The organism is Variovorax sp. GW821-FHT09D04, from assembly GCF_059416405.1.
This window is the reverse complement of sequence record NZ_JBWKPA010000004.1, coordinates 256534-279143: the sequence shown is the minus strand read 5'-3', so window position 1 is coordinate 279143 and position 22610 is coordinate 256534. Positions and strand designations below refer to the sequence as shown.

Here is a 22610-nt window from a genome sequence, read left to right as displayed (position 1 = left end):
GGCATCGTTCGAGCTCGTGTGCCGCCGTCGATACAAGCCGCAGTGGAGAACGGAGCGGGCTTGATCTGCATCAAGCCTGCCCGGGCGACGCGGGCAGACACTGCCCGCAAACCACATCTACGGGCACCACGATGCAGCAGACCACGCACCCTCCCGCGGCCATCTACGACGACACCGTCGTGCGGCAGTTCGCACTCATGTCGGTGGTCTGGGGGGTGGTCGGCATGCTGGTCGGCGTGATCATCGCCTCGCAGCTGACCTGGCCCGAACTCAACCTCGGCATTCCCTGGCTCAGCTACGGCCGCCTGCGTCCGCTGCACACCAACGCCGTGATCTTCGCCTTCGGCGGCTGCGCGCTCATGGCCACGAGCTTCCACGTGGTGCAGCGCACCTGCCAGGTGCGGCTGTTCGCGCCGGCGCTGGCCTCGTTCGTGTTCTGGGGCTGGCAGCTGGTGATCGTCGCCGCCGCCATCAGCCTGCCGCTGGGCTACACCAGCGGCAAGGAATACGCCGAGCTCGAGTGGCCCATCGACATCCTGATCGCCGTGGTCTGGGTCGCCTACGCCATCGTGTTCTTCGGCACCATCGGCCTGCGCAAGGTGCGCCACATCTACGTGGCCAACTGGTTCTACGGCGCCTTCATCATCGCGGTGGCGCTGCTGCACATCGTCAACAGCGCGGCCATTCCGGCCGGCTGGATGAAGAGCTACTCGGCCTACGCCGGCGTGCAGGACGCGATGGTGCAGTGGTGGTACGGCCACAACGCCGTGGGCTTCTTCCTCACGGCCGGCTTCCTGGGAATGATGTACTACTACATCCCCAAGCAGGCGGGGCGCCCGGTGTACTCGTACCGGCTGTCGATCGTGCACTTCTGGGCGCTGATCTTCACCTACATGTGGGCCGGCCCGCACCACCTGCACTACACCGCGCTGCCCGACTGGACCCAGTCGCTGGGCATGGTGTTCTCGCTCATCCTTCTCGCGCCCAGCTGGGGCGGCATGATCAACGGCGTGATGACGCTCTCGGGCGCCTGGCACAAGCTGCGCACCGACCCGATCCTGCGCTTCCTGATCGTCGCGCTGTCGTTCTACGGCATGTCGACCTTCGAGGGCCCGATGATGTCCATCAAGACCGTCAACGCCCTGAGCCACTACACCGACTGGACCGTCGGCCACGTGCACTCCGGCGCGCTGGGCTGGGTGGGCTTCATCACCATGGGGTCGCTGTACTACCTGATCCCGCGCATGTACGGCCGCCTCGCCATGTACAGCGTGCGCGCCATCGACGTGCACTTCTGGATGGCCACCATCGGCATCGTGCTGTACATCGCCGCGATGTGGATCGCCGGCGTGATGCAGGGCCTCATGTGGCGCGAGATCAACGCCGACGGCACGCTGACCTACACCTTCGTCGAAAGCGTGAAGGCCACCTTCCCCTACTACCTGGTGCGCGTGATCGGCGGCGTGCTCTACCTGGGCGGCATGCTGGTCATGGCCTGGAACGTCTGGATGACCGTGATCACCGGGCGCTCGGTGCGCGCCGAAATCCCGGCCGTTGCCGCCGCCCACGCCTGAAGCTCCCGAGGACGCACGATGAACGCACCTGACAACCAGAACTCCGCGCCCGCCGCCACCGGCTTCACGCACGAGAAGGTCGAGACCAACAACCTGCTGATGATCGTGCTGATCCTGCTGGTGGTGGCCATCGGCGGCCTCGTGGAGATCGTGCCGCTGTTCTTCCAGAAGTCGACCACCGAGGCCGTGGAGGGCGTGAAGCCGCTCACGCCGCTGCAGCTGGCCGGCCGCGACGTGTACCTGCGCGAGGGTTGCTACAACTGCCACTCGCAGATGATCCGCCCCTTCCGCTCGGAGACGCTGCGCTACGGCCACTACTCGGTGGCTGGCGAGTTCGTGTACGACCACCCCTTTCAATGGGGCAGCAAGCGCACCGGCCCCGACCTGCACCGCGTGGGCGGCAAGTACAGCGACGAGTGGCACCGCATCCACCTGAACAACCCGCGCGACCTCGTGCCCGAGTCGAACATGCCGGCCTACCCGTGGCTGGAGAAGGGGCTGGTCGACGCCGGCAGCATCGCCACCCGCATGCGCGCGCTGCGCACGGTGGGCGTGCCCTACACCGACGAAGAGATTGCCAAGGCCGCCGACGAGGTGGCCGGCAAGACCGACATGGACGCCACCGTGGCCTACCTGCAGTCGCTGGGCCTGGCGCTCAAGTAAGAAGAAAGAACAGGCAACGCCCCATGACCGACATCACCACCCTGCGCATCGCCGCCACCATCGCCTGCTTCGTCGTCTTCATCGGCATCGTGGCCTGGGCCTGCTCGCGCCGCAACACGCAGCGCTTCGCCGAAGCGGCCCGGTTGCCGTTCGAGCAGGACTGAAGGGACACACACGATGAGCGACTTCATCAATAACTTCTGGTCCAGCTACGTGGCCGTGGCCTCGCTGCTGAGCATCCTGGGCTGCGTGCTGCTCCTGTGGCTCACGGCGCGCAAGCGCGTGCCCTCCGACGCCGACAACACCACCGGCCACGTGTGGGACGAAGACCTGCGCGAAGCCAACAACCCGCTGCCGCTGTGGTGGGTGGGGCTGTTCGTGCTGACCATCGTCTTCTCGCTGGGTTACCTGGCCGTGTTCCCGGGCCTGGGCAGCTTTCGCGGCACGAACGACTGGAGCTCGCGCGCCGAGTACCAGCAGGATATGGCCAAGGCCACGCAGGCACTGGAACCGGTGTACGCGCGCTACGCGCCCATGCCCCTGGAGGAGGTCGCGCGCGACCCGCAGGCCCGCGCCATCGGCGAGCGCCTGTTCATGAACAACTGCGCGCAGTGCCACGGCTCCGACGCGCGCGGCAGCAAGGGCTTTCCCAACCTCACCGACGCCGACTGGCTGCACGGCGGCACGCCCGACAAGGTCGTCGAGTCGATCACCAAGGGCCGCATCGGCACCATGCCGCCGGCCGCCGCGATGGTCGGCACGCCCGACGACGTGAAGAACGTCGCCAACTACGTGCTGAGCCTGTCGGGCGAGCCGCACGATTCGCTGCGCGCGGGCCTGGGCAAGCCCAAGTTCGCCGCCTGCGCGGCCTGCCACGGCATCGGCGGCGTGGGCAACCCGGCGCTGGGCGCCCCGCGCCTGAACGACCGCATCTGGCTGCACGGCTACGGCGAGGCCGCCATCGTGCAGATCATCAACGAGGGCAAGCACAGCGCCATGCCCGCGCAGGAAGGCCGCCTGACCGAGGCGCAGATCAAGCTGCTCGCCTCCTACGTGTGGGGCATGTCCAACCCTGCGACCGGGACGCCATGACGCGAAAGACGGTCATCCCGATCGTCAGTGCGCCGCCCGCCGCCGCGCCGGAGGTCGGCCTGTACGAGGCGACGAAGAAGATCTACCCGCGCAGCGTGCAGGGCCTGTTCGCGCGCTGGCGCTGGGCCATGGTCTTTCTCACGCAGCTGGTGTTCTATGGCATGCCCTGGGTGGAATGGGGCGAGCGGCAGATGGTGCTGTTCGACCTGGCCGCGCGGCGCTTCTACATCTTCGGGCTGGTGCTGTACCCGCAGGACCTGATCTACCTGTCGGGCCTGCTGGTGATCAGCGCGCTCTCCCTCTTTCTCTTCACGGCCGTGGCCGGGCGCCTGTGGTGCGGTTATGCCTGCCCGCAGACCGTCTACACCGAGATGTTCCTGTGGGTGGAGCAGCGCATCGAAGGCAACCGCAGCGCGCGCATCCGGCTCGACGCCGGTTCGCTCTCGCTCGAGAAGCTGGTGAAGAAGGCCTTCAAGCATCTCGTCTGGATCGGCATCGCGCTGTGGACCGGCTTCACCTTCGTGGGCTACTTCACGCCCATCCGCGAGCTGGGCATGGCCTTCCTGCAGACGCAGATGGGTTCGTGGGAGGTGTTCTGGGTGTTCTTCTACGGCTTTGCCACCTACGGCAACGCCGGCTTCATGCGCGAGCAGGTGTGCAAGTACATGTGCCCCTATGCGCGCTTCCAGAGCGCGATGTTCGACCGCGACACGCTCATCGTCAGCTACGACCCGCGGCGCGGCGAGCCGCGCGCGCCGCGCCGCAAGAACGTCGACCCGCGCAGTGCCGCCTTGGGCGACTGCATCGACTGCAGCCTGTGCGTGCAGGTCTGCCCCACCGGCATCGACATCCGCCAGGGTCTGCAGTACGAGTGCATCGGCTGCGGCCTGTGCGTGGACGCCTGCGACAGCGTGATGGACAAGATGGGCTACGCGCCGCGCCTGATCCGCTACGACACGCAGAACGGCATGGAGGCCGGCTGGTCGCGCCGCCAGCTGTGGCGCCGCGTGCTGCGCCCGCGCGTGCTGGTCTACACCGCATTGCTCGCGCTGCTGGTGGCGGGCCTGCTCGCCAGCCTGGTCGCGCGCACGCCGCTGAAGGTCGACGTGGTGCGCGACCGCGCCTCGCTGGCGCGCATCGTCGAGGGCGGGCGGCTGGAGAACGTCTACCGGCTGCAGATCATGAATGCGACCGAGCGCACGCAGCACTACCGCATCGCCGCGCGCGGCATCGAGGGGTTGAGCGTGGCCTCGCCCGACGAGGCCATCGAGGTCGAGCCCGCGCAGGCGCGCTGGGTCGCGGTGCGGCTGCAGGTGCCTTATGGCGCCGCGCCGGCCGGTTCGCACACGGTGCACTTCGACATCCGGCAGGCGGATGGCGCGGCGCAGGTTTCCGAAAAAGCGGTCTTCCTGGTGCCGCGCTGAAAGGTCTTCCCATGAACGATGCCCTGCCGATGAACGCGCCCGCGACCTCCGGCCCCTGGTGGCGCTACCCGCTGGTCTGGCTGGTGATCGCGGGGCCCGCCGCCGTGGTGCTCGCGAGCATCGCGACCGTGTGGCTGGCGCTGCGCACGCCCGAGGTGCTGGTGTCGGAGGACTACTACCGCGAAGGCATCGAGATCAACCGCACGCTGGCCGACAAGAAGCGCATGCCGGCGCAGGCCGGGCGCAACCACGCGGCCACGCCCGAGGACGACGTGCCGGTGCCCAGGAGGGGCGCGCAGTGAGTGCCATGCGCCGGATCGCCGGCATCCTGTGGCCGTCGTTTCTCGTGGCCTGCGGCATGGAGGTGCTGGTGTTCGCGATGATCGATCCGATCCATTCGTACTGCGGCGCCGATGCGCTGCGCATGTCGCGCCAGGGCATCTACACCGTGTCCTTCTTCGTGTTCTGGCTGATGGCGGCGGCCTCGAGCGCGTGCACCACGCTGCTGGCGCTGCCGTCCGAGAAAGAGACTGCGTCATGAGCTTGCCCCTGGCCTGCGTTCCCGAGACCCCGTCCGTGCTGCCCGTCGAGCTGCTGCGCCGCTTCGACGTGCCCGGCCCGCGCTACACCTCGTACCCCACGGCCGACCGCTTCGTCGAGACCTTCGGTGCCGGCGACTACGCGCAGGCGCTGCAGCTGCGGCGCGATGCGGATGCGGCCGGCGAGCCGCTGTCGCTGTACGTGCACATCCCGTTCTGCGAATCGCTGTGCTACTACTGCGCCTGCAACAAGGTCGTGACGAAGCACCGCGAGCGCGGGCGACAGTACCTCGACTACCTCGCACGCGAAGTGGCGCTGCAGGTCGCGCAGCTCGGGCCCGGTGCGCCCGTCGGCCAGCTGCACCTGGGCGGCGGCACGCCGACCTTTCTCGACGATGAGGAACTGGGCGAACTGGTGGCCCTGCTGCGCCGCGCGTTCGCCTTCGTGCCGGGCGGCGAGCAGTCGATCGAGATCGATCCGCGCACCGTCGATGCCAAGCGCCTCGCGGCGCTGGCCGCGCTCGGCTTCAACCGCCTGAGCTTCGGCGTGCAGGACTTCGACCCCGCCGTGCAGCAGGCCGTGCACCGCATCCAGCCGGCGGCGCAGGTCTTCGCGCTGATGGATGCGGCGCGTGCATTGGGCTTCCGCTCGATCAACGTCGACCTGATCTACGGCCTGCCGCGTCAGAACGATGCCTCGTTCGAGCGCACGCTCGCGCAGATCCGCGACCTGCGGCCCGACCGCATCGCGCTGTATGCCTACGCGCACCTGCCGGAGCGCTTCAAGCCGCAGCGGCGCATCGCGGCCGACGAACTGCCCGACGCGCCCACGCGCGTGCGCATGCTCGGGCGCGCGATCGCGGCGCTCACCGAGGCCGGCTACGTGTACATCGGCATGGACCACTTCGCGCTGCCCGACGACCCGCTGGCCGTGGCCAAACGCGCGGGCCGGCTGCACCGCGACTTCCAGGGCTACAGCACGCAGCCCGACGGCGACCTCGTCGCGCTCGGCGTGTCGGCCATCGGCCGCGTGGGCGCGACCTACAGCCAGAACGCGAAGACGCTGGAGGACTATTACGCGCTGCTCGACCAGGGGCGCCTGCCCGTGGTCAAGGGGCTGGCGCTGTCGGACGACGACGTGCTGCGCCGCGAGGTCATCATGGCGCTGATGTGCCGGGGCCGCGTGGACTTCGACGCCGTCGAGGCGGCGCACGGCATCGCCTTTGCGGACTATTTCGCCCCTGAGCGTGCCGCGCTGGTGCCGATGGCCGAGCAGGGGCTGGTGCGCCTGTCGCCGCGTGCCATCGAGGTCACCGAGGCCGGCTGGTTCCTCGTGCGAGCGGTGGCGATGGTGTTCGATCGCTACTGCGCCGCGACGCGCACGCGCTTTTCGCGCGTGGTCTAGGAAGGTATGAGTTCCCCCGCACTCGCCGGCGCCGCATTGCTGATGGGGCTTGCGGGCGGGCCGCACTGCGTGGCGATGTGCGGCGCGGTGTCGTCCGCGGTGATCCGCATCGTGCCGGTGGGCGGGCCCTCGCAGGCCGTGCATCCCATTGCACCGGTCGCCTTTCATCTCGGCCGCATGGCGAGCTACGCAGCCGCCGGTGCCATCGCCGCCGCGAGCCTGCACGGTTTGGGCGCAGCCAGCGCACAGGTCGCGGCCTGGCGGCCGCTGTGGGTGATGCTGCATGTGTTCGTGCTCGCCTGGGGCGTGGTGCTCGCCGTCGCGGGCCACCAGCCGCTGTGGGCGCAGCGCGCCGGGCGCGCGCTCGAAGCGCGCCTGCGGCCCATGGCCGGCGGCTCGCTGCTGGGCGTGCTCGCCACCGGCACGCTGTGGGTCGCCATGCCCTGCGGCCTGCTCTATTCGGCGCTGATGCTGGCCGCGCTGGGCAACGGGCCGCTCCAAGGCGCATCGACGATGGCGCTGTTCGCGCTGGGCAGCAGCGTGTCGTTGCTCGCCGCGCCGTGGCTGTGGCAACGCCTGCGCGGGTGGGGCGACAGCGGTACGCGCCAGGCCTGGGGCGCGCGGCTGGCGGGGGTGTTGCTGGCGGCGGTGGCGCTGCAGGCGCTGTGGATGGACCTGAGCCACCGCATCGCCGACTGGTGCGGCTGACGCGCTATCTCGTCAGGCGATGCTCTCGATCAGCAACGCCTGCAGCACGAAGCGCCGGTTGTCCGCCGCCGCCGTGCGCTCGCCAAGCAGGCCTGCGAGCGCGGCCGTGGGGTGGCTGTCGGCCGCCGCGCCGTCGTGCACCGGAATGCCCGCGTGCTGGCCGATCTGGCGCACCAGCGCGGCATCGATGCCCTCGCAGGCGACAGCGTCATAGAGCCGGCCGAGCATGCGCGCCGTGTGCTGCAGCTCCTGCACCGGCGTGTCGGTCGACAGGCTGGAGCGCATGGTCGCGACCTGCGCGCCCAGTTCCTCGGCGGCATGGCGCAGCAGGGCGAGCGCGGCGCTGTCGCCGGTCTCGCTGAGCAGGCCGAGGTTCTTGCCGCGCAGCAGCCGTGGCGGCGCGGCGCCGTCGAGCGCGGCGCGCTGGAGCAGCCGGGCGCGGCCCAGCAGGCTGGCCTCTCTCTGGGGCGACAGCGCAGCGGTGGAAGGGTGCATGGCAAGGTTCGACATGTGTCTCGCGGAGGCTAGCCACCCAGGCCGCGCCGGCCTTGACGCACATCAAGGAGCGCGCCGCTGTTACACGCCGGACACAGAGCATTCACCCGACGTTACGCACCGATGCGGGCCGTTGTCACTGCGGGGCCTCGCGCTTCCTAGCATCGAGACATCGCCTGATCGCAGGCAACGCCACACAAGACAGACAGAACGCCGAGGAATCCCCATGCTCACGAGTGCCCGCCCCAACCCCATCCTCCCGCTTCGGCCCCTTCCGACGGTGCACAAGGAAGACGCGGGCCGCCGCACGGCCGAGCGCCTGCGCCTGCTGGCCGAGCAGCTGCAACCGCAGCGCCGCATGGTGCACACGGGCGACGTGATCTACCAGGCGGGCGAGCGCTTCGGCAACCTCTACATCCTGAACTCGGGCTTCTTCAAGATCGTCAACCTCTCGGCCGACGGCCGCGAGCAGGTGGTGGGCCTGAAGTTCCGCGGCGACTGGCTGGGCTTCGACGGCATCGCGGGCCAGCGCTACGTGTGCGACGCGGTGGCGATGGACACGGGCGAGGTCTGGGTCGTGCCCTACGAATCGCTGCTGGCCGCCTGCGCCACGCACCCCGCGCTGCTGCAGATGCTGCACGCCGCGATGAGCCGCGAGATCGCGCACGACCGCGATTCGCTGATGTCGGTGTGCACCTTGCCGGCCGACGCGCGCGTGGCCGACTTCCTGCGCTACTGGGCCGAGTCGCTGGCCGACCGCGGCATGCGCACCGACGAGATCACGCTGCGCATGACGCGCGCCGAGATCGGCAACTACCTGGGCATGACGCTCGAAAGCGTGAGCCGCGCACTCTCGCGGCTGGCGCGCGACAAGGTCATCGGCTTTGCCACCAAGGGCCGGCGCGAGGTGCAGATTCCCGACGTGGGCGCGCTCTCGGCCTTCGTGCAGCGCTGCCTGGCGCCGGCGCCCGCGATGCTTCAGTAAGAAGAGACTTCGTTCACTCGCGCGCAGCCAACAGCGCCCGCGCCATCGCGCGTGCCAGCTCGCTGCGCGAATACGGTTTGCGCAGCAGCTCCCAGCCCGGCGGCGCTTCGCGGTCGGCGTCGAGCAGCTCGGCCGAGAACCCCGACATCAGCAGCACCGCCAGCCGCGGTTGGCGTTGCACCGCCTCGGCGGCCAGCCGCGTGCCGCGCATGCCGGGGCCGAGCGCGATGTCGCTCAGCAGCAGGTCGAAGGGCGTGGCCTCTGCCGCCATGGCGGGCAACGCTTGTTCGGCATTGGCGGCGGTCGCGACCTCGCAGCCCAGCGTGGTCAGGAAGGTGTGGACCACCTGGCGCACCTCGGCGTCGTCTTCGACCAGCATCACGCGCAGGCCCGGGGCCAGCGTGGCTTCGGCTTCGATCTCCATGGCATCTTCATCGGCAGGTGCCGCAGCGCTCGCCGCGTCGGCTTCGACCTGCGGCAGGTAGAGCGTCACGGTGGTGCCGGCGTTGAGCTTGCTGTCGATGGCGATGGCGCCGCGCGACTGCTTCACGAAGCCGTACACCGTGCTCAGGCCCAGGCCGGTGCCGCGCCCGGCCTCCTTGGTGGTGAAGAAGGGCTCGAAGAGGTGTTCCATGACCGCGTCGGTCATGCCGGTGCCGCTGTCGGCGATGGAGAGCGCGACGAAGCGGCGGCCGGCGTCGGCGTCGCTCAGTTCCTGGCGCACGGTGGCGGGCAGGGCGTCGCAGGCCTCGGCGCGGAAGTGCAGGCGCCCGCCCTCGGGCATGGCGTCGCGCGCGTTGATGGCGATGTTCAGCAGCGCCGATTCGAGCTGGCCCGGGTCGGCGCGCACGGCGGGGCAAGGGTCGTCGGCGTCGATCTCGATCTGGATGCGCTGGTCGAGCGTGCGGCGCAGCATGTCGGTGAGCGAGTGCAGCATCTGCCGCACGTCGACCGCGTCGGGCTGCAGCATCTGGCGCCGCGAGAAGGCCAGCAGCTTGCCCGTGAGTTCGGCGCCGCGCCGGCTGGCGCGCGCGGCGGCGGCCACGAGCTGCTGCGCATAGCCGTCGGCCGCGAGCTGCGGGAGTTCTTCGAGCACCTGCAGGTTGCCCTGGATGATGGTCAGCAGGTTGTTGAAGTCGTGCGCGATGCCGCCGGTGAGCTGGCCCACGCTCTCCAGGCGCTGTGCGTGGTTCAGCGCCTCTTCGGTCTGCACGCGCTGCAGGCTGGTGGCAAGCAGGCTGGCCACCGATTCGAGAAAGCGGATCTCCTCGTCGCCGAAGCGCCGCGCGGCGGTGGCGCGCACCGACAGCATGCCGGTCACGCGGCCCCGGTCGGACAGCGGCACGGCCAGCGCGCTGACCAGCCCGGCCTCGAGGTAGGCGGGCGGCACGGTGAAGCGGCGCTCCTCGCGGTAGTCGGTCACGACGACGGGGCAGCCTTGCGAGAGCACGTAGCCGGGTTGCGTGTCGGGCCGGTTGGCGATGCGCAGGCCCACGCTCTCGTCGGCGACCAGGCCCACGCCGCTGGCCAGGCGGAACTCGCGCTGGCTGCCGTCGAGCAGCCACACCATCGCCACCTCGACCTGCAATGCGGTCGCGACGATATCGGGCACCTGCGCCAGCACCACCTGCAGGTCGCGCGTGTCGACGGCCAGGCGGCCCAGCTGCGCCAGGTGTTCGCTGTAGCGCGCACGCTGCAGCGCCTGCTTCACGCGCGGGTAGGCGCCGATGTCGCGGATCGCGGCCACCACGAAGGGCAGGCCCTGGTTCTGCAGCGGGCTCAGCGCGATCTCGACCATCACCTCGCTGCCGTCCTTGCGCTTGGCGACGAGCTCCATGTCGGTGCCCATCGGGCGCGGGCGCGGCGCGCGGCCGTAGGCTTCGCGGAACGCCGCGTGGCGCGGGCGGATGCTGTCGGGCACCAGCGCTTCCACGCTCAGGCCCACGAGCTCGTCGGCCGCGTAGCCGAGCATGGCGGCGGCCGAGGGGTTGGCCAGCACGATGCGGCCCGACTGGTCGACCACCAGCAGCGAATCGGGATACGCGGCGAACAGCGAGCGGAACACGCTGCCTTCCTCGACACCCGAGGGCAGGCCGGGAATCGAGGGGGCGTTGCCGTCAGCCATGGGTGACCGGCGGCACCAGGATGTAGCCCGCGCCGCGCACCGACTTGATGAGCTGCGGATCGTCGGCGTTGGCCTCGATCTTCTTGCGCAGCCGGCCGACCTGCACGTCGATCGTGCGGTCGAAGGGGGCGGCCTCGCGCCCGCGCGTCTGCTCGAGCAGGAAGTCGCGTGAGAGCACGCGGCCCGGGTGCCGCGCGAAGGCGCACAGCAGGTCGAACTCGCCGGTGGTCAGCGCCACGGCCTCGCCCTGCGCGTTGCTGAGGCTGCGCGCGGCGGTGTCCAGGCGCCAGCCCGCGAAGCGCAGGCGCTCGGGCGGCGTGGGCGCGGCGGCGGCCGCCGACGCGTCGGGCGTCAGGCGCCGCAGCACGGCCTTGACGCGCGCCGCCAGCTCGCGCAGGTCGAAGGGCTTGGTCACGTAGTCGTCGGCGCCCACTTCGAGGCCCACCACCTTGTCCACCGGGTCGCCGCGGCCGGTGACGATCACGAGGCCGCAGCGCCAGTTCTCGCGCATGTGGCGGGCGATGGAAAAGCCGTCTTCACCGGGCAGGCCGAGGTCCAGCAGCACGAGGTCGGCCGGATCGGCGGCCATGAGCGAGCGCAGCGCCGCGCCGTCGTGGAGTTGGGTGACGCGATAGCCGTGGCCCTGGAGGTAGTTGGCCAGCAGCAGCGTGATGTCGACCTCGTCGTCGAGCACCGCGATGTGGGGGGCAGAAGTCATGCGGGGGCTGGGAGAAAAAACGCCGGCGCCACGGGGAAGGGCGCAGGGAGCCGGGAAGCGTAGCACGCAAGGCGCGGCTGCGGCAGCCGCAGCGGCCGCTGTTGATCTGGCGCAAGGCATGCGGGCGGGGCGCTTCCGAGAATCGCGCCCGTTGTCCACAGTGTCCAGAAGGTACGAACGAATGGCATCTTTTCTTTTCTCGGGCGCGCTCGACCTCCCATGGTGGGGCGTGCTGCTGGCCGCGCTGGCGCTGACGCACGTCACCATCGTCTCGGTCACCATCTTCCTGCACCGCCACCAGGCGCACCGCGCGCTCGACCTGCATCCAATCGCGAGCCACTTCTTCCGCTTCTGGCTCTGGATGACGACAGGCATGGTCACCAAGCAGTGGGCCGCGGTGCACCGCAAGCACCACGCCAAATGCGACACGCCCGACGACCCGCACAGCCCGCAGGTGGTGGGCCTGAAGCGCGTGCTGTGGGGCGGCGTGCTGCTGTACGTGGCCGAGGCGCGCAACCTCGAGACGCTGAGCCGCTACGGCCACGGCACGCCCGACGACTGGCTCGAGCGCCGGCTGTACACGCGCTACCAGACGCTGGGCATCACCTGCATGGGCCTGATCGACATGGCGCTGTTCGGCGTGCTGCCGGGTGCGCTGGTGCTGCTCGTGCAGATCGCATGGATTCCGTTCTGGGCCGCCGGTGTGGTCAACGGCATCGGCCACTTCTGGGGCTACCGCAACTGGCCCGCGGCGGACGCGAGCACGAACATCTTTCCCATCGGCCTGCTGATCGGCGGCGAGGAGCTGCACAACAACCACCACGCGTTCCCGACCTCGGCGAAGCTCTCGAACAAGTGGTTCGAGTTCGACATCGGCTGGGCCTACATCCGCGCGCTGCAGGCGCTGGGGCTGGCGAAGGTGAAGCACCTGGCGCCGAAGCCGCGCCTCACCACGCCGCGCGCCACCGTCGACCTGCTCACGGTGCAGGCGGTGATCCGGCACCACTACGACGTGCTGTCGAACTACTCGCGCTCGCTGAAGCAGGCCTGCACCGAGGAGCTGGCGCGCGTGCATGCGCTCGCGCCGAACAAGGCCCGCGCACTGCGCGCCGCGCGGCCCTGGCTCGGCAAGGAAGAGAAGGCGCTCGACGCCACGCGCCATGCCCAACTCACGCAAGCGCTGGTGGCTTCGCAGGCGTTGGAAACGATGTACGCGATGCGGCGCGAGCTGACCGCGCTGTGGAGCCGCTCGGGCGCCACCGGCGAACAGCTCGTGAAGCGGCTGCAGGACTGGTGCGAGCGCGCCGAAGCCAGCGGCATCGCGCCGCTGGCGGCCTTTGCGGTGCGGCTGCGTTCCTACGCCTGAGGACGGTCTTCGCGGGTGCCGTCAGGCCGGCACGACCTGCACCGCCACATCGAGCGGCACGGCCCGGCGCAGCGCACTGCCCACCGGGGAGTGGGCCTTGGCCCAGTGCACGAGGTCGCGCAACGCCTGCTCCGGCACGCCGTCCGCGGCGATCCGCACCGCGACGTACATGCGGCTGGGGCCGGCGGGCACGGAGGCCGGCTCGCCGAGCAGGCCGCGGCTGTCCGACTGGCTGCCGACGACCACTTCGAGGGTCGTCAACGCGATGCCGAGCTGCGCGGCCCGCATGGCGATCACGGTCGTTTCGCAACTGGCCAGGGCGGCGCGCATGAACCAGCCGGGGGATGGCGCTTCAGCCTTGCCTCCGATGGCCTTCGGCATGTCGGTCGCGATGGATTCCCCCGTGGGCCCGGTCACGCGAAAGTGCAGGCCCGACACCAGCGTGGCCGTGGCCGGCTTGTCCTGTGTCAGGGCGTCCTGCGGATGCGTCGCGAAGTGGCTCGCGAGGGTGTCCATGGACTGCCGGATGTGCTGGGGTGAGCTCATGGCGCTGCTCCTTGAAACGGGGAACGGGCGGGCGGTTCTTGCGCGAAAGAAGCCGCGAGCGGAGCAGGCCATTCTGGGCGCGGTGCCGGGCCCCGTCAAACCGGCTGCGGGCGACCGGCCTACTGGTTCGCGACCTGCCCGTCCGGCAGGCTGAAGCGCTCGAACTCCACCTTGGCCGCGGCTTCGGGCGCGCGGATCAGCAGCACCGGCACGGGCGCCACCCGCAGGATGTGCTCCGCGCTGCTGCCCATGGCCCAGCGGCTCAGGCCGCGCCGCCCGTGCGTGCCGAGCACGATCAGGTCGGCCTTCGAGGCGATGGCTTCGGTCACCACCTGGTCGTGGACCGCGCCGGCCTTGAAGCCGTCGCGCAGCACGACCTCGGCCTCGACACCCGCGTCCTGCGCCTGGGCGCGGGCCTTCTCGAGCAGCGTCACGGCGTTGGCGCGCAGCGCCCCGAGCCAGTCGCCCGAATGGCCGGCGTAGACGTCCATGCCGAGCGCGAACGAGAGTTCATCGAGGATGTGGACGATGCGCAGGCGGCCACCGGTGAGCTTGGCCAGGCGGATGGCTTCGGCCAGGCCTTCGGCGGAGGTGGAACTGCCGTCGACGGGAACCAGGATGCGTTGGTACATGGTGTGGAACCTCCAGGGTGCGTTGATGAGAAAGAGGAGATGCCATGCCAGTCTGTGCCTGGCTGCGTGCACGGGCCTTGATCTGGAACAAGCCTGGGCCGCGTCGGACTTGCGACCCTTGGGGCCTTCGAAAGAAGGAGACCCCGCCATGACCCATGCCGCCGTCCGGATCATTCGCCAGGAGCACGCCGCGCTGGCGGCCATGCTGCGTTCCATCGTGATGCTGCTCGACCAGCACCGCCGCAAGGGCACGATGCCCGACTTCGCGACGCTGCGCGCGATGCTGTTCTACGTGGACGAGTTTCCCGAGAAGCGCCACCACCCGAAGGAGACCGAGTTGCTCTTTCCCCGGCTGCGCGCCTGCACGCCGATCTCGCGCGACCTGATGGACAAGCTGGACAACGACCATGCCTGGGGCGAGCGCAAGATCCGCCACGTCGAGCATGCGCTGCTCGCCTTCGAGATGCTCGGCGAGCCGCGCCGCCTGGCCTTCGAGCAGGCGATGAACGAGTACGTGAGCTTCTACCTGGAGCACATGGCGCACGAGGAACGCGAGATCCTGCCGCTGGCCGAGCGCGTGCTCAGTGCCGACGACTGGCGCGAGCTCGACGCGGCCTTCGGCGAGAACCGCGACCTGTTCTCCAACCACCCCGCGCCCGACGAGGTGTATGCGTCGCTCTTCACGCGCATCGTCAACGCGGTGCCTGCGCCGATCGGGCTGGGGCCGGCGCTGTAGGTAACGACGGCCCGCGTCCGGATCGCGTAGGCTCGGCCTGACACCCTTCAGGACGAACGAGACGGCGAGATGGACATCGATCAGATCAGGGGAAGGCTGGACTTCCTTCGCGAGGCCGAGCGCCTCAAGAGCGTGCTGCGCAGCGCGCACACGGCCTCGGGCCGCACCGAGAGCACGGCCGAGCACAGCTGGCGCCTGTGCCTCATGGCCATGGCCTTCGAGGACGAGCTGGCCGACCTGGACCTGCTCAAGGTGCTGAAGATGTGCGTGGTGCACGACTTGGGCGAGGCGATCCATGGCGACATTCCCGCCATCGTGCAAGGCGCGCACCCCGACAAGAGCGCGCAGGAGCGCGAAGACCTGCAGCTGCTCACGCGCACGCTCGACGCGCCGCTGCGCGCGGGCATCCTGGCGCTGTGGGACGAGTACGAAAAGGCCGAGACGCCCGAAGCGCAGGCGGTCAAGGCGCTCGACAAGCTCGAGACCCTGCTGCAGCACAACCAGGGCGCGAACCCGCCGGACTTCGACTACGAATTCAACCTCGGCTACGGCCAGAAGCACACCGGCAGCCGGCCGCTGTTCCGTGCCATGCGGGCGTTGGTGGATGCTGACACGCAGAAGAAGGTGGAGGCTGCGCGGCGGACGGAGGCGGGGCCGGTGGTTCGCCCCGAGCAACCGGGCGACGAGGCCGCCATCCGGCAACTGACGGTGGCGGCGTTTGCCGAGGCACCGCATGCCGACGGCACCGAACACCTCATCGTCGACGCCTTGCGCGCGGCCGGGCAGCTCACGCTGTCGCTCGTGGTCGAGGAAGGCGGCGAGATCGTCGGCCATGTCGCGCTGTCGCCCGTGGCGATCTCGGACGGCACGGCTGGCTGGCATGGCCTGGGCCCGATCTCGGTGGCGCCTGCGCGCCAGGGGCAGGGCATCGGCCGGCGGCTGATGGACGCGGCGCTGGCGGGCCTGCGCGACGCTGGCGCGCAAGGCTGCGTGCTGCTGGGCGACCCGGCCTTCTATGGCCGCTTCGGCTTCGTCGTGCGGCCCGGGCTGGTGCTGCCGGGCGTGCCGCCGGAATACTTTCAGGCCGTGTCGTTCCACGGCGCGTGGCCTGTCGGCGAGGTGCGGTACCACGCGGCGTTCGGCGTCGGTGCCTGACGCACGGACCGGGGGCGCAAGGCGTTCATAATCGCCCCCGTCATGCCTGCCCGCCACCTGCCTTCGGACACTGCCCATGCGCCGCGCGTGAAGCGCGCGCAGACCTCGGTGTCCGCGCGTTCCGCGACCCCCGAACCACCCCGCCGCCGCATCCATGACGGTGGTGCGTCCCGCAGCCTTGCGGGCTTCACCGCGATGGAGAGCAGCCCCCCGGCCCGCGCGCCGTCTGCGGCGCGACCGCGCAACTGGCGCACGACCCTGCTGGGTGTGGCGCTGGGGCTGCTGATCGCGATGGTGCTGCTGATGAAGTGGCTGCTCGACTACCAGGTCGGGGCCGCCGAAGCGCGCCACGCGCAGGAAGCCCAGGCGCGTACGCAGGCCGCGCGCTGCTTCGGCCGCGATGCCGGGCCGTCGTGCCCGCCGGCCGGTCGCACGGTCGTCGAGACCGTCGAGTCCGCAGCGACGAGATAACCCCGCGCACCGCGTGCGCGGGGCCTCGTTCGTTCAGTTCAGCGCAGCACCAGCACCGGAATGTGCGAGTGCGTCAGCACGTGCAGCGTCTCGCTGCCCAGCAGCAGCCGGGCGAGGCTGCGGCGCCCGTGCGAGGCCATCACGATCAGGTCGCAGTCCTGGTTCTTGGCGGCGTGGATGATGGCTTCGGCCACCTGGTTCGACTTCATGACCACCGCGTCGGCGCGGCGCACGCCCTTGGCCAGGGCGGTGTCGCGCACCGCATCGGCCACGCGCTGGGCCGCCTGCTCGACGTGTTTCTGGTTGGCCTCGAAATCCGTCTGGTTCAGCAGCATCGAGCCTTCGAAGTAGCCATAGGGCTGGATGTGCGCGACGTTGACGCTCACCAGCTCGGCGCCGGTCAGCAACGCGAGGTCGATGGCCGCGGCCACCGCCTTGTCCGACAGCGAAGAGCCGTCGGTTGCGACGAGAACACGCTTGTACATGGCAGGCTCCTTGGCCCCCGGCACCGCGGGTGCCCTCAGTGCCCAGTCTAGGTCGCGCGGCCCGGTCTTTCAAGGCGCGGCGCAGCGGCCGCGCCGATCGCCGTCAGCTGCTCGTGCTGTGGCGCCGGCCCAGTGCGAACACCGAGTTCGGCGCGTCGACCACGAAGGGCTTGCGCACCGGCGAGCCGACGACGGCCGTGGTGCGGCGCGCGGCCGCGCTGGTGGCGGGCTGCACGCCCTTGGCCTTCTGTTCGTCGACCAGGCTCTGCAGCGAGATCGAGCGCAGGAACTCGACGGCGCGCAGGTTCACGGAGGCCCAGAGGTCGTCGATCTCGCAGCGGCCGGGTTCGTCGGCCGAGCCGGCGGCGCGCGGGCGGATCTTGCTGGCGCCCAGGTCTTCGATGGTGAGCACGATGTCGGCCACCGTGATCTCCGCGGCCTTGCGGCTGAGCGAGTAGCCGCCGCCGGGGCCGCGGGTGGATTCGACCAGCCCGTTGCGGCGCAGCTTGGCGAACAGCAGTTCCAGGTACGACAGCGAGACCTGCTGGCGCAGGCTGATCGAGGCCAGCGTGACGGGGCCCGAGCGGCCGTGCAGGGCGATGTCGATCATCGCGGTGACCGCGAAGCGGCCCTTGGTGGTGAGGCGCATGGTGTTTCCTTCCTTGCTTGTCGTTCTGTGTGCGCTTACTCGTCGCGGCCGCCGGCGATGCCCAGCAGGGCCAGCAGCGACTGGAACACGTTGTAGAGGCTCAGGTACACGCCCAGCGTGGCCGAGATGTAGTTGGTTTCCAGGCCGTCCTTCACGCGCTTCAGGTCGTGCAGGATGAAGGCCGAGAAGATGCCGATGGCGGCGACCGACAGCGTCATCATCAGCGCGCTCGACTGGATGAAGACGTTGGCGATGCCCACCACCAGCAGGCCGATGGCGCCCACGAAGAGCCATTTGCCCATGGCCGAGATGTCGCGCTTGATGACCGTCGAGAGCATGGCCATGCCCAGGAAGATGCCGCCGGTGCCGGCGAAGGCGGTCATCACCAGGCTGGCGCCGTTGGACAGGCCGAGCACGCTGCCGACCAGGCGCGACAGCATCAGGCCCATGAAGAAGGTGAAGGCCAGCAGCACGGGCACGCCGGCGGCGGAGTTCTTGGTCTTCTCGATGGCGTACATGAAGCCGAAGGCGCCGCCGAGGAACACCATGATGCCGATGCCCGGCGACATGGCGCGCGTGAGGCCGGTGGCCACGCCGAGCCAGGCGCCCAGCACGGTGGGCACCATCGACAGCGCGAGCAGCCAGTAGGTGTTGCGCAGAATGCGGTTGCGTTCCTGGACCGAGGCCAACGGTGCGCCGAAGCTGGAGGGGTAGGCCGATTGGCTGGAGTTCATCGAAAAATCCTGAAAAAAGAGAGAGGGCCGGACGGGTCGCATGACACGTGCGGCGGGGCCGTCGAACGGCTGAAAAGAAGGGGCAGGGGCGTCGCGCTAAACAGGCGACGGGCCGGATCGGATGAGCGCAAACGCCCGGACTGCAACAGTCCTCAGGCGTTCGCTCGCCGCCGCGCGGCCTCAGGCGGCGAGGAGGGCGTGGGGCCGGGGTGGCCGCTTGGGCCGGTCGAGCAGCGGCGAGAGCACCGAGGTGGAGCCCAGCCGCGGCGGTTGCGCGGACAGCACCAGCAGGTTGCGTGCGTGGGGACGCGCATCGACCAGTTCGGCGTGCTCGGAGCCCGCTTCGTCCATGGCGGACGGGTCTTCGGACGATGTCTTGCCGATGTCCTTGTCGCCGCCATCGGCCAGCGAGGCGGCGAGCGTCGCGACGGTCTGGCGTTCGCCGGACGACGACGTCACATGGTGGCCGCCGACCAGCCCGTGCGCGAGCACGGCGAAGCCGTAGCAGGACAGCATGAAAGCGAGGACGGTAGCGGCAAACCAGCGGGACATGTAGGGGTATTTTACCCGCCGCGAGGGATCGGCTCCGGCGGGCACGAATTCATCCGACCTGCGCGCACGGGTGTTGCCATCGTCCATCGGGTGGAACGCTGCAGGCAAATTTCGCCGACTACCGGACTTTCGGGTGCGCTTTTACGCTGACGGACATGCATCGGGGGCCATTTTTCCCCGGCATTCAACCTCGCAAAGGAAGCCTCTCATGTCCAAGCCTTACACCCGTCTCGACAAGAACGATGTCGCCGTGCTGCTGGTCGACCACCAGACCGGCCTGCTCTCGCTGGTGCGCGACATCGACCCCGACAAGTTCAAGAACAACGTGCTGGCCCTGGCCGACATCGCCAGCTACTTCAAGCTGCCCACGGTGCTGACCACCAGCTTCGAGAACGGCCCCAACGGCCCGCTGGTGCCCGAGCTGAAGGCGCAATTTCCCGACGCGCCCTACATTCCCCGCCCCGGCCAGATCAACGCCTGGGACAACGAGGACTTCGTCAAGGCCGTGAAGGCCACGGGCAAGAAGCAGCTCCTGATCGCCGGCGTGGTCACCGAGGTCTGTGTGGCCTTCCCGGCGCTGTCGGCGCTGGCCGAAGGCTTCGACGTGTTCGTCGTCACCGATGCGTCGGGCACTTTCAACGACGTGACGCGCCAGGCCGCGTGGGACCGCATGTCGGCTGCCGGCGCGCAGCTGATGTCATGGTTCGGCGTGGCCTGCGAGCTGCACCGCGACTGGCGCAACGACATCGAGGGGCTGGGGACGCTGTTCTCCAACCACATCCCCGACTACCGCAACCTCATCACCAGCTACACCCAGCTGACCCAAGGAAAGTGAGCACGCCATGACCATTCCCAACACCGTCGCCAACTTCAACGGCGCCAAGCCCGTCATCGACCCCGACGACGCCGTGATGCTGCTCATCGACCACCAGAGCGGCCTGTTCCAGACCGTGAAGGACATGCCGATGACCGAGCTGCGTTCCAACGTCACCACGCTGGCCAAGGTCGCGACGCTGGCGAAGATCCCGGTCATCACCACCGCCTCGGTGCCGCAGGGTCCCAACGGGCCGCTGATTCCGGAAGTGCACAAGTACGCGCCGCATGCGCAGTACGTGGCGCGCAAGGGCGAGATCAACGCCTGGGACAACCCCGAGTTCGTGGCCGCCGTGAAGGCGACCGGGCGCGGCACGCTGATCATCGCCGGCACCATCACCAGCGTGTGCATGGCCTTCCCGAGCATCGCGGCGGTGCACGAGGGCTACCGCGTGTTCGCGGTGATCGACGCCTCGGGCACCTACTCGAAGATGGCGCAGGAGATCACGCTGGCGCGCGTCGTGCAGGCCGGCGTGGTGCCGATCGACACCGCGGGCGTGTGCTCCGAAGTGCAGAAGACCTGGCACCGCGACGATGCCGCGCAATGGGCCGAGGCCTACAGCGCCGTGTTCCCGCCCTACCAGCTGCTGATCGAGAGCTACATGAAGGCGCAGGAGGTCGTGACGAACAGCGAGCAGCTGGATTCGCAGCGCGCCTGATCTTCCGGGTGCGACACTGACGAACGCCGCGCCGCACGCGCAAAGTGCGGCGCGGCTTTCCTTCTTCTTTCAACGCACGGCAAGGAGCCCCGCATGGACAGTCCCCGCATCCTGATCATTCCCGGCAGCGCCCGCGACGGCTCGCTCAACCGCCGGCTGGCGGCCGTGGCCGCGGCCACCGCGCGCGCGGCGGGCCTGCAGGTGACGGAGATGGACCTGCGCGCGCTGGCGCTGCCCGTGTACGACGGCGACCTCGAGGCCGCCTCGGGCGTGCCGGCCGGCGCGCACGAACTGCGCAGCGCCATCGCGGCGAACGACGGCGTGCTGATCGTCACGCCCGAGTACAACGGCTTTCCCACGCCGCTGGTCATCAACGCCTTCAGCTGGCTCTCGCGCATTCCGCCTGGCGACGGCCACGCGGGCGGGCTGGCCGCCACGGCCAACAAGCCGGCCGCACTGCTGTCGGCCTCGCCCGGGCCGCTGGGCGCGCTGCGCTCGATGAACTTCCTGCGCCAGTACCTGCAGATGGCCTTCGCCATGCTGGTGGCGCCGCAGCAGTTCGCGCTCGGGCGCGCGAACGAGGCCTTCGAGGCCGACGGTACGCTGAAGGACGCGCGCGCCGCGCAGTCTGTGCAGAAGGTGGTGGCGGCGCTGGCCGCGCTCGCGACGGCATTGCCAACCCCGCGCTGATCCACACAGGGCGGCGTTCGTGCTGTCGCGCGAACGACCGTCCCGATCCGCATCGCGACGTATCTTCGACCGCACATTGGAAGAAGGACGAGACGACATGCAATTCGAATTCACGCCCCGGGTGCTCGCGCTGCGCGCCGAGCTGCTCAAGTTCATGGACGAGCACGTCTATCCGAACGAGAAGCGCCGCGAGGAAGAGCTGGCCGCCAACGCCCGCGCCGGCCGGCCCTACGCCGAGCTGCCGATGATGGCCGGCCTCAAGGCCAAGGCGCGTGAGCGCGGCCTGTGGAACCTGTTCCTGCCCGAGTCGGAACACGGCCCGGGCCTGAGCAACGTCGAGTACGCGCCGCTGTGCGAGATCATGGGCCGGCGCTACTGGTGCGCCGAGATCTTCAACTGCTCCGCACCCGACACCGGCAACATGGAAGTGCTGGCGCGCTACGGCACCAAGGCGCAGCAGGACCGCTGGCTCACGCCGCTGCTGGCCGGCGAGATCCGCTCGTCGTTCGCCATGACCGAGCCCGAGGTGGCCTCCAGCGACGCCACCAACATCCGTTGCAGCATCCGCCGCGAAGGCGACGAGTACGTCATCAACGGGCGCAAGTGGTACATCACCGGCGCCATGAACGAGCGCTGCGAGATCTTCGTGCTGATGGGCAAGACCGACCCCGACAACGCCGACCGCCACAAGCAGCAGTCGATGGTGCTCGTGCCCAAGAACACACCGGGCATCACCATCGTGCGCGACATGCAGCTGCTGGGCATGTACGACCCGCCCTTCGGCCACCCCGAGATCGTGTTCGACAACGTGCGCGTGCCGGTCGAGAACATCCTGCTGGGCGAGGGCCGCGGTTTCGAGATCGCGCAGGGCCGCCTCGGCCCCGGACGCATCCACCACTGCATGCGCGCCATCGGCATGGCCGAGGCCGCGCTGGAGATGATGTGCCAGCGCCTGGTATCGCGTGTCGCCTTCCACAAGCCGCTGTCGGAGCAGGGCGTCTGGCGCGAGCGCATTGCCGAGTCGCGCATGCTGATCGAGCAGTCGCGCTGGATGGTGCTGAATGCGGCCTACCGCATGGACACCGTGGGCAACAAGGTGGCGGCCAAGGAGATCGCGATGATCAAGGTGCTCACGCCCAACAACTGCGTGAAGGTGATCGACTGGGCCATGCAGGCCTTCGGCGCGATGGGCCTGAGCCAGGACACGCTGCTCACGCACTTCTACGCCTACGAGCGCCACCTGCGCGTGGCCGACGGCCCCGACGAGGTGCACCGCAACGCGATCGCCAAGCAGGAGCTGGCGGCGTACCAGTAACGGCAGCGCCGCCGCCGCG

General features: G+C 69.5%; 27 protein-coding genes and 1 pseudogene. 19 read left to right on the top strand and 9 right to left on the bottom strand.

Features of this window, described 5'->3' with window-relative positions; genetic code table 11:
* Nucleotides 1-131 precede the first annotated feature (131 nt).
* The 9 genes from ccoN to AC07O4_RS15590 are packed head-to-tail and all read left to right on the top strand — an operon-like array spanning nucleotide 132 to nucleotide 7405.
* Nucleotides 132-1574, top strand: coding sequence for a cytochrome-c oxidase, cbb3-type subunit I (gene ccoN, locus AC07O4_RS15630; RefSeq protein WP_095746592.1), 1443 nt, complete (start codon nucleotides 132-134; stop codon nucleotides 1572-1574).
* Nucleotides 1575-1592: 18 nt separating this feature from the next.
* Nucleotides 1593-2237, top strand: a complete 645-nt coding sequence (ccoO, locus tag AC07O4_RS15625; RefSeq protein WP_062481700.1) for a cytochrome-c oxidase, cbb3-type subunit II — start codon at nucleotides 1593-1595, stop codon at nucleotides 2235-2237.
* Between the two features lie 23 nt (nucleotides 2238-2260).
* On the top strand, nucleotides 2261-2401 hold the full coding sequence (locus tag AC07O4_RS15620) for a cbb3-type cytochrome oxidase subunit 3 (protein WP_062481697.1): 141 nt from the start codon (nucleotides 2261-2263) through the stop codon (nucleotides 2399-2401).
* Between the two features lie 13 nt (nucleotides 2402-2414).
* A complete protein-coding gene (ccoP, locus tag AC07O4_RS15615; RefSeq protein WP_495305030.1) occupies nucleotides 2415-3329 on the top strand; it encodes a cytochrome-c oxidase, cbb3-type subunit III in 915 nt (304 codons plus the stop codon).
* Nucleotides 3326-4753: a cytochrome c oxidase accessory protein CcoG gene (ccoG, locus tag AC07O4_RS15610; protein WP_495305029.1), complete on the top strand. Its 1428-nt coding sequence runs from the start codon at nucleotides 3326-3328 to the stop codon at nucleotides 4751-4753. The genes ccoP and ccoG overlap by 4 nt, the downstream gene beginning before the upstream one ends.
* 11 nt (nucleotides 4754-4764) lie before the next feature.
* A complete protein-coding gene (locus AC07O4_RS15605) occupies nucleotides 4765-5055 on the top strand; it encodes a FixH family protein (RefSeq protein WP_070062094.1) in 291 nt (96 codons plus the stop codon).
* A gap of 5 nt (nucleotides 5056-5060) precedes the next feature.
* Nucleotides 5061-5294, top strand: a complete 234-nt coding sequence (locus AC07O4_RS15600; RefSeq protein WP_223301390.1) for a hypothetical protein — start codon at nucleotides 5061-5063, stop codon at nucleotides 5292-5294.
* Nucleotides 5291-6697, top strand: a complete 1407-nt coding sequence (hemN, locus tag AC07O4_RS15595; RefSeq protein ID WP_495305028.1) for an oxygen-independent coproporphyrinogen III oxidase — start codon at nucleotides 5291-5293, stop codon at nucleotides 6695-6697. The genes AC07O4_RS15600 and hemN overlap by 4 nt, the downstream gene beginning before the upstream one ends.
* Nucleotides 6698-6703: 6 nt before the next feature.
* The gene (locus tag AC07O4_RS15590; protein WP_495305027.1) at nucleotides 6704-7405 is read left to right on the top strand and encodes a sulfite exporter TauE/SafE family protein; all 702 of its coding nucleotides are present in this window, start codon (nucleotides 6704-6706) and stop codon (nucleotides 7403-7405) included.
* Nucleotides 7406-7417: 12 nt separating this feature from the next.
* Here the strand turns inward: AC07O4_RS15590 and AC07O4_RS15585 are convergent, their stop codons facing one another.
* Nucleotides 7418-7900: a Rossmann-fold NAD(P)-binding domain-containing protein gene (locus AC07O4_RS15585; protein WP_495305026.1), complete on the bottom strand. Its 483-nt coding sequence runs from the start codon at nucleotides 7898-7900 to the stop codon at nucleotides 7418-7420.
* 226 nt (nucleotides 7901-8126) lie between these two features.
* Here AC07O4_RS15585 and AC07O4_RS15580 point away from each other — a divergent pair, with 226 nt between their 5' ends.
* Nucleotides 8127-8885 carry a Crp/Fnr family transcriptional regulator gene (locus tag AC07O4_RS15580; RefSeq protein WP_495305025.1) on the top strand — a complete coding sequence of 253 codons (759 nt, stop codon included), beginning with the start codon at nucleotides 8127-8129 and terminating at the stop codon, nucleotides 8883-8885.
* 13 nt (nucleotides 8886-8898) lie between these two features.
* On the opposite strand, the gene AC07O4_RS15575 is transcribed toward AC07O4_RS15580, so the two are convergent.
* Complete coding sequence (locus tag AC07O4_RS15575; RefSeq protein ID WP_095948752.1) at nucleotides 8899-11010, bottom strand: PAS domain S-box protein; 2112 nt, start codon at nucleotides 11008-11010, stop codon at nucleotides 8899-8901.
* Entirely contained in the window at nucleotides 11003-11728 is a 726-nt protein-coding gene (locus AC07O4_RS15570; RefSeq protein ID WP_487849096.1) for a winged helix-turn-helix domain-containing protein, read from the bottom strand. The genes AC07O4_RS15575 and AC07O4_RS15570 overlap by 8 nt, the downstream gene beginning before the upstream one ends.
* Nucleotides 11729-11909: 181 nt before the next feature.
* Between AC07O4_RS15570 and AC07O4_RS15565 the strand changes: the two genes are divergently transcribed.
* Nucleotides 11910-13094 (top strand): DesA family fatty acid desaturase, encoded by a 1185-nt coding sequence (locus tag AC07O4_RS15565; protein WP_495305024.1) that lies wholly within the window; start codon nucleotides 11910-11912, stop codon nucleotides 13092-13094.
* A 21-nt stretch (nucleotides 13095-13115) separates the two neighbouring features.
* On the opposite strand, the gene AC07O4_RS15560 is transcribed toward AC07O4_RS15565, so the two are convergent.
* Nucleotides 13116-13640, bottom strand: coding sequence for an OsmC family protein (locus AC07O4_RS15560; RefSeq protein ID WP_495305023.1), 525 nt, complete (start codon nucleotides 13638-13640; stop codon nucleotides 13116-13118).
* A gap of 119 nt (nucleotides 13641-13759) precedes the next feature.
* On the bottom strand, nucleotides 13760-14272 hold the full coding sequence (locus AC07O4_RS15555; protein ID WP_492731211.1) for a universal stress protein: 513 nt from the start codon (nucleotides 14270-14272) through the stop codon (nucleotides 13760-13762).
* A gap of 148 nt (nucleotides 14273-14420) precedes the next feature.
* On the opposite strand from AC07O4_RS15555, the gene AC07O4_RS15550 reads away from it, so the two are divergent.
* From AC07O4_RS15550 to AC07O4_RS15535, 4 genes and pseudogenes are all read left to right on the top strand, one after another.
* A complete protein-coding gene (locus AC07O4_RS15550; protein ID WP_159273080.1) occupies nucleotides 14421-15008 on the top strand; it encodes a hemerythrin domain-containing protein in 588 nt (195 codons plus the stop codon).
* A 69-nt stretch (nucleotides 15009-15077) separates the two neighbouring features.
* Nucleotides 15078-15641 (top strand): annotated as a pseudogene (locus AC07O4_RS15545) (HD domain-containing protein); the annotation flags it as partial.
* Between the two features lie 24 nt (nucleotides 15642-15665).
* The gene (locus tag AC07O4_RS15540; protein ID WP_495305141.1) at nucleotides 15666-16163 is read left to right on the top strand and encodes a GNAT family N-acetyltransferase; all 498 of its coding nucleotides are present in this window, start codon (nucleotides 15666-15668) and stop codon (nucleotides 16161-16163) included.
* Between the two features lie 195 nt (nucleotides 16164-16358).
* Nucleotides 16359-16634 carry a hypothetical protein gene (locus AC07O4_RS15535; protein ID WP_495305022.1) on the top strand — a complete coding sequence of 92 codons (276 nt, stop codon included), beginning with the start codon at nucleotides 16359-16361 and terminating at the stop codon, nucleotides 16632-16634.
* A 38-nt stretch (nucleotides 16635-16672) separates the two neighbouring features.
* On the opposite strand, the gene AC07O4_RS15530 is transcribed toward AC07O4_RS15535, so the two are convergent.
* The 4 genes from AC07O4_RS15530 to AC07O4_RS15515 form a co-directional block, all read right to left on the bottom strand.
* Nucleotides 16673-17119 (bottom strand): universal stress protein, encoded by a 447-nt coding sequence (locus AC07O4_RS15530; protein ID WP_062479963.1) that lies wholly within the window; start codon nucleotides 17117-17119, stop codon nucleotides 16673-16675.
* A 103-nt stretch (nucleotides 17120-17222) separates the two neighbouring features.
* On the bottom strand, nucleotides 17223-17768 hold the full coding sequence (locus AC07O4_RS15525) for an Rrf2 family transcriptional regulator (protein ID WP_062479961.1): 546 nt from the start codon (nucleotides 17766-17768) through the stop codon (nucleotides 17223-17225).
* Between the two features lie 35 nt (nucleotides 17769-17803).
* Nucleotides 17804-18502 (bottom strand): Bax inhibitor-1 family protein, encoded by a 699-nt coding sequence (locus tag AC07O4_RS15520; RefSeq protein ID WP_495305021.1) that lies wholly within the window; start codon nucleotides 18500-18502, stop codon nucleotides 17804-17806.
* A 180-nt stretch (nucleotides 18503-18682) separates the two neighbouring features.
* The gene (locus AC07O4_RS15515) at nucleotides 18683-19018 is read right to left on the bottom strand and encodes a hypothetical protein (protein ID WP_062479977.1); all 336 of its coding nucleotides are present in this window, start codon (nucleotides 19016-19018) and stop codon (nucleotides 18683-18685) included.
* A 244-nt stretch (nucleotides 19019-19262) separates the two neighbouring features.
* On the opposite strand from AC07O4_RS15515, the gene ycaC reads away from it, so the two are divergent.
* The 4 genes from ycaC (at nucleotide 19263) to AC07O4_RS15495 (ending at nucleotide 22591) form a co-directional block, all read left to right on the top strand.
* Nucleotides 19263-19889, top strand: coding sequence for an isochorismate family cysteine hydrolase YcaC (gene ycaC, locus AC07O4_RS15510; RefSeq protein WP_062479957.1), 627 nt, complete (start codon nucleotides 19263-19265; stop codon nucleotides 19887-19889).
* A gap of 7 nt (nucleotides 19890-19896) precedes the next feature.
* The gene (locus AC07O4_RS15505; RefSeq protein WP_495305020.1) at nucleotides 19897-20586 is read left to right on the top strand and encodes an isochorismatase family protein; all 690 of its coding nucleotides are present in this window, start codon (nucleotides 19897-19899) and stop codon (nucleotides 20584-20586) included.
* 93 nt (nucleotides 20587-20679) lie between these two features.
* Nucleotides 20680-21276, top strand: a complete 597-nt coding sequence (locus tag AC07O4_RS15500; protein WP_495305019.1) for an NADPH-dependent FMN reductase — start codon at nucleotides 20680-20682, stop codon at nucleotides 21274-21276.
* 97 nt (nucleotides 21277-21373) lie between these two features.
* Complete coding sequence (locus AC07O4_RS15495; protein WP_492744516.1) at nucleotides 21374-22591, top strand: acyl-CoA dehydrogenase family protein; 1218 nt, start codon at nucleotides 21374-21376, stop codon at nucleotides 22589-22591.
* Nucleotides 22592-22610 lie beyond the last annotated feature (19 nt).

What these genes read in the sequence shown, in the direction of transcription:
- ccoO (WP_062481700.1), top strand. Translation starts at nt 1,593, where the DNA reads ATGAACGCACCTGACAACCAGAACTCCGCGCCCGCCGCCACCGGCTTC.
- AC07O4_RS15590 (WP_495305027.1), top strand. Translation starts at nt 6,704, where the DNA reads ATGAGTTCCCCCGCACTCGCCGGCGCCGCATTGCTGATGGGGCTTGCG.
- AC07O4_RS15570 (WP_487849096.1), bottom strand. Translation starts at nt 11,728, where the DNA reads ATGACTTCTGCCCCCCACATCGCGGTGCTCGACGACGAGGTCGACATC.
- AC07O4_RS15500 (WP_495305019.1), top strand. Translation starts at nt 20,680, where the DNA reads ATGGACAGTCCCCGCATCCTGATCATTCCCGGCAGCGCCCGCGACGGC.
- ccoP (WP_495305030.1), top strand. Translation starts at nt 2,415, where the DNA reads ATGAGCGACTTCATCAATAACTTCTGGTCCAGCTACGTGGCCGTGGCC.
- AC07O4_RS15580 (WP_495305025.1), top strand. Translation starts at nt 8,127, where the DNA reads ATGCTCACGAGTGCCCGCCCCAACCCCATCCTCCCGCTTCGGCCCCTT.
- AC07O4_RS15585 (WP_495305026.1), bottom strand. Translation starts at nt 7,900, where the DNA reads ATGCACCCTTCCACCGCTGCGCTGTCGCCCCAGAGAGAGGCCAGCCTG.
- ccoN (WP_095746592.1), top strand. Translation starts at nt 132, where the DNA reads ATGCAGCAGACCACGCACCCTCCCGCGGCCATCTACGACGACACCGTC.
- ccoG (WP_495305029.1), top strand. Translation starts at nt 3,326, where the DNA reads ATGACGCGAAAGACGGTCATCCCGATCGTCAGTGCGCCGCCCGCCGCC.
- AC07O4_RS15530 (WP_062479963.1), bottom strand. Translation starts at nt 17,119, where the DNA reads ATGTACAAGCGTGTTCTCGTCGCAACCGACGGCTCTTCGCTGTCGGAC.
- AC07O4_RS15505 (WP_495305020.1), top strand. Translation starts at nt 19,897, where the DNA reads ATGACCATTCCCAACACCGTCGCCAACTTCAACGGCGCCAAGCCCGTC.
- AC07O4_RS15495 (WP_492744516.1), top strand. Translation starts at nt 21,374, where the DNA reads ATGCAATTCGAATTCACGCCCCGGGTGCTCGCGCTGCGCGCCGAGCTG.
- AC07O4_RS15620 (WP_062481697.1), top strand. Translation starts at nt 2,261, where the DNA reads ATGACCGACATCACCACCCTGCGCATCGCCGCCACCATCGCCTGCTTC.
- AC07O4_RS15605 (WP_070062094.1), top strand. Translation starts at nt 4,765, where the DNA reads ATGAACGATGCCCTGCCGATGAACGCGCCCGCGACCTCCGGCCCCTGG.
- ycaC (WP_062479957.1), top strand. Translation starts at nt 19,263, where the DNA reads ATGTCCAAGCCTTACACCCGTCTCGACAAGAACGATGTCGCCGTGCTG.
- hemN (WP_495305028.1), top strand. Translation starts at nt 5,291, where the DNA reads ATGAGCTTGCCCCTGGCCTGCGTTCCCGAGACCCCGTCCGTGCTGCCC.
- AC07O4_RS15555 (WP_492731211.1), bottom strand. Translation starts at nt 14,272, where the DNA reads ATGTACCAACGCATCCTGGTTCCCGTCGACGGCAGTTCCACCTCCGCC.
- AC07O4_RS15525 (WP_062479961.1), bottom strand. Translation starts at nt 17,768, where the DNA reads ATGCGCCTCACCACCAAGGGCCGCTTCGCGGTCACCGCGATGATCGAC.
- AC07O4_RS15550 (WP_159273080.1), top strand. Translation starts at nt 14,421, where the DNA reads ATGACCCATGCCGCCGTCCGGATCATTCGCCAGGAGCACGCCGCGCTG.
- AC07O4_RS15520 (WP_495305021.1), bottom strand. Translation starts at nt 18,502, where the DNA reads ATGAACTCCAGCCAATCGGCCTACCCCTCCAGCTTCGGCGCACCGTTG.
- AC07O4_RS15535 (WP_495305022.1), top strand. Translation starts at nt 16,359, where the DNA reads ATGGAGAGCAGCCCCCCGGCCCGCGCGCCGTCTGCGGCGCGACCGCGC.
- AC07O4_RS15575 (WP_095948752.1), bottom strand. Translation starts at nt 11,010, where the DNA reads ATGGCTGACGGCAACGCCCCCTCGATTCCCGGCCTGCCCTCGGGTGTC.
- AC07O4_RS15560 (WP_495305023.1), bottom strand. Translation starts at nt 13,640, where the DNA reads ATGAGCTCACCCCAGCACATCCGGCAGTCCATGGACACCCTCGCGAGC.
- AC07O4_RS15600 (WP_223301390.1), top strand. Translation starts at nt 5,061, where the DNA reads ATGCGCCGGATCGCCGGCATCCTGTGGCCGTCGTTTCTCGTGGCCTGC.
- AC07O4_RS15515 (WP_062479977.1), bottom strand. Translation starts at nt 19,018, where the DNA reads ATGCTGTCCTGCTACGGCTTCGCCGTGCTCGCGCACGGGCTGGTCGGC.
- AC07O4_RS15565 (WP_495305024.1), top strand. Translation starts at nt 11,910, where the DNA reads ATGGCATCTTTTCTTTTCTCGGGCGCGCTCGACCTCCCATGGTGGGGC.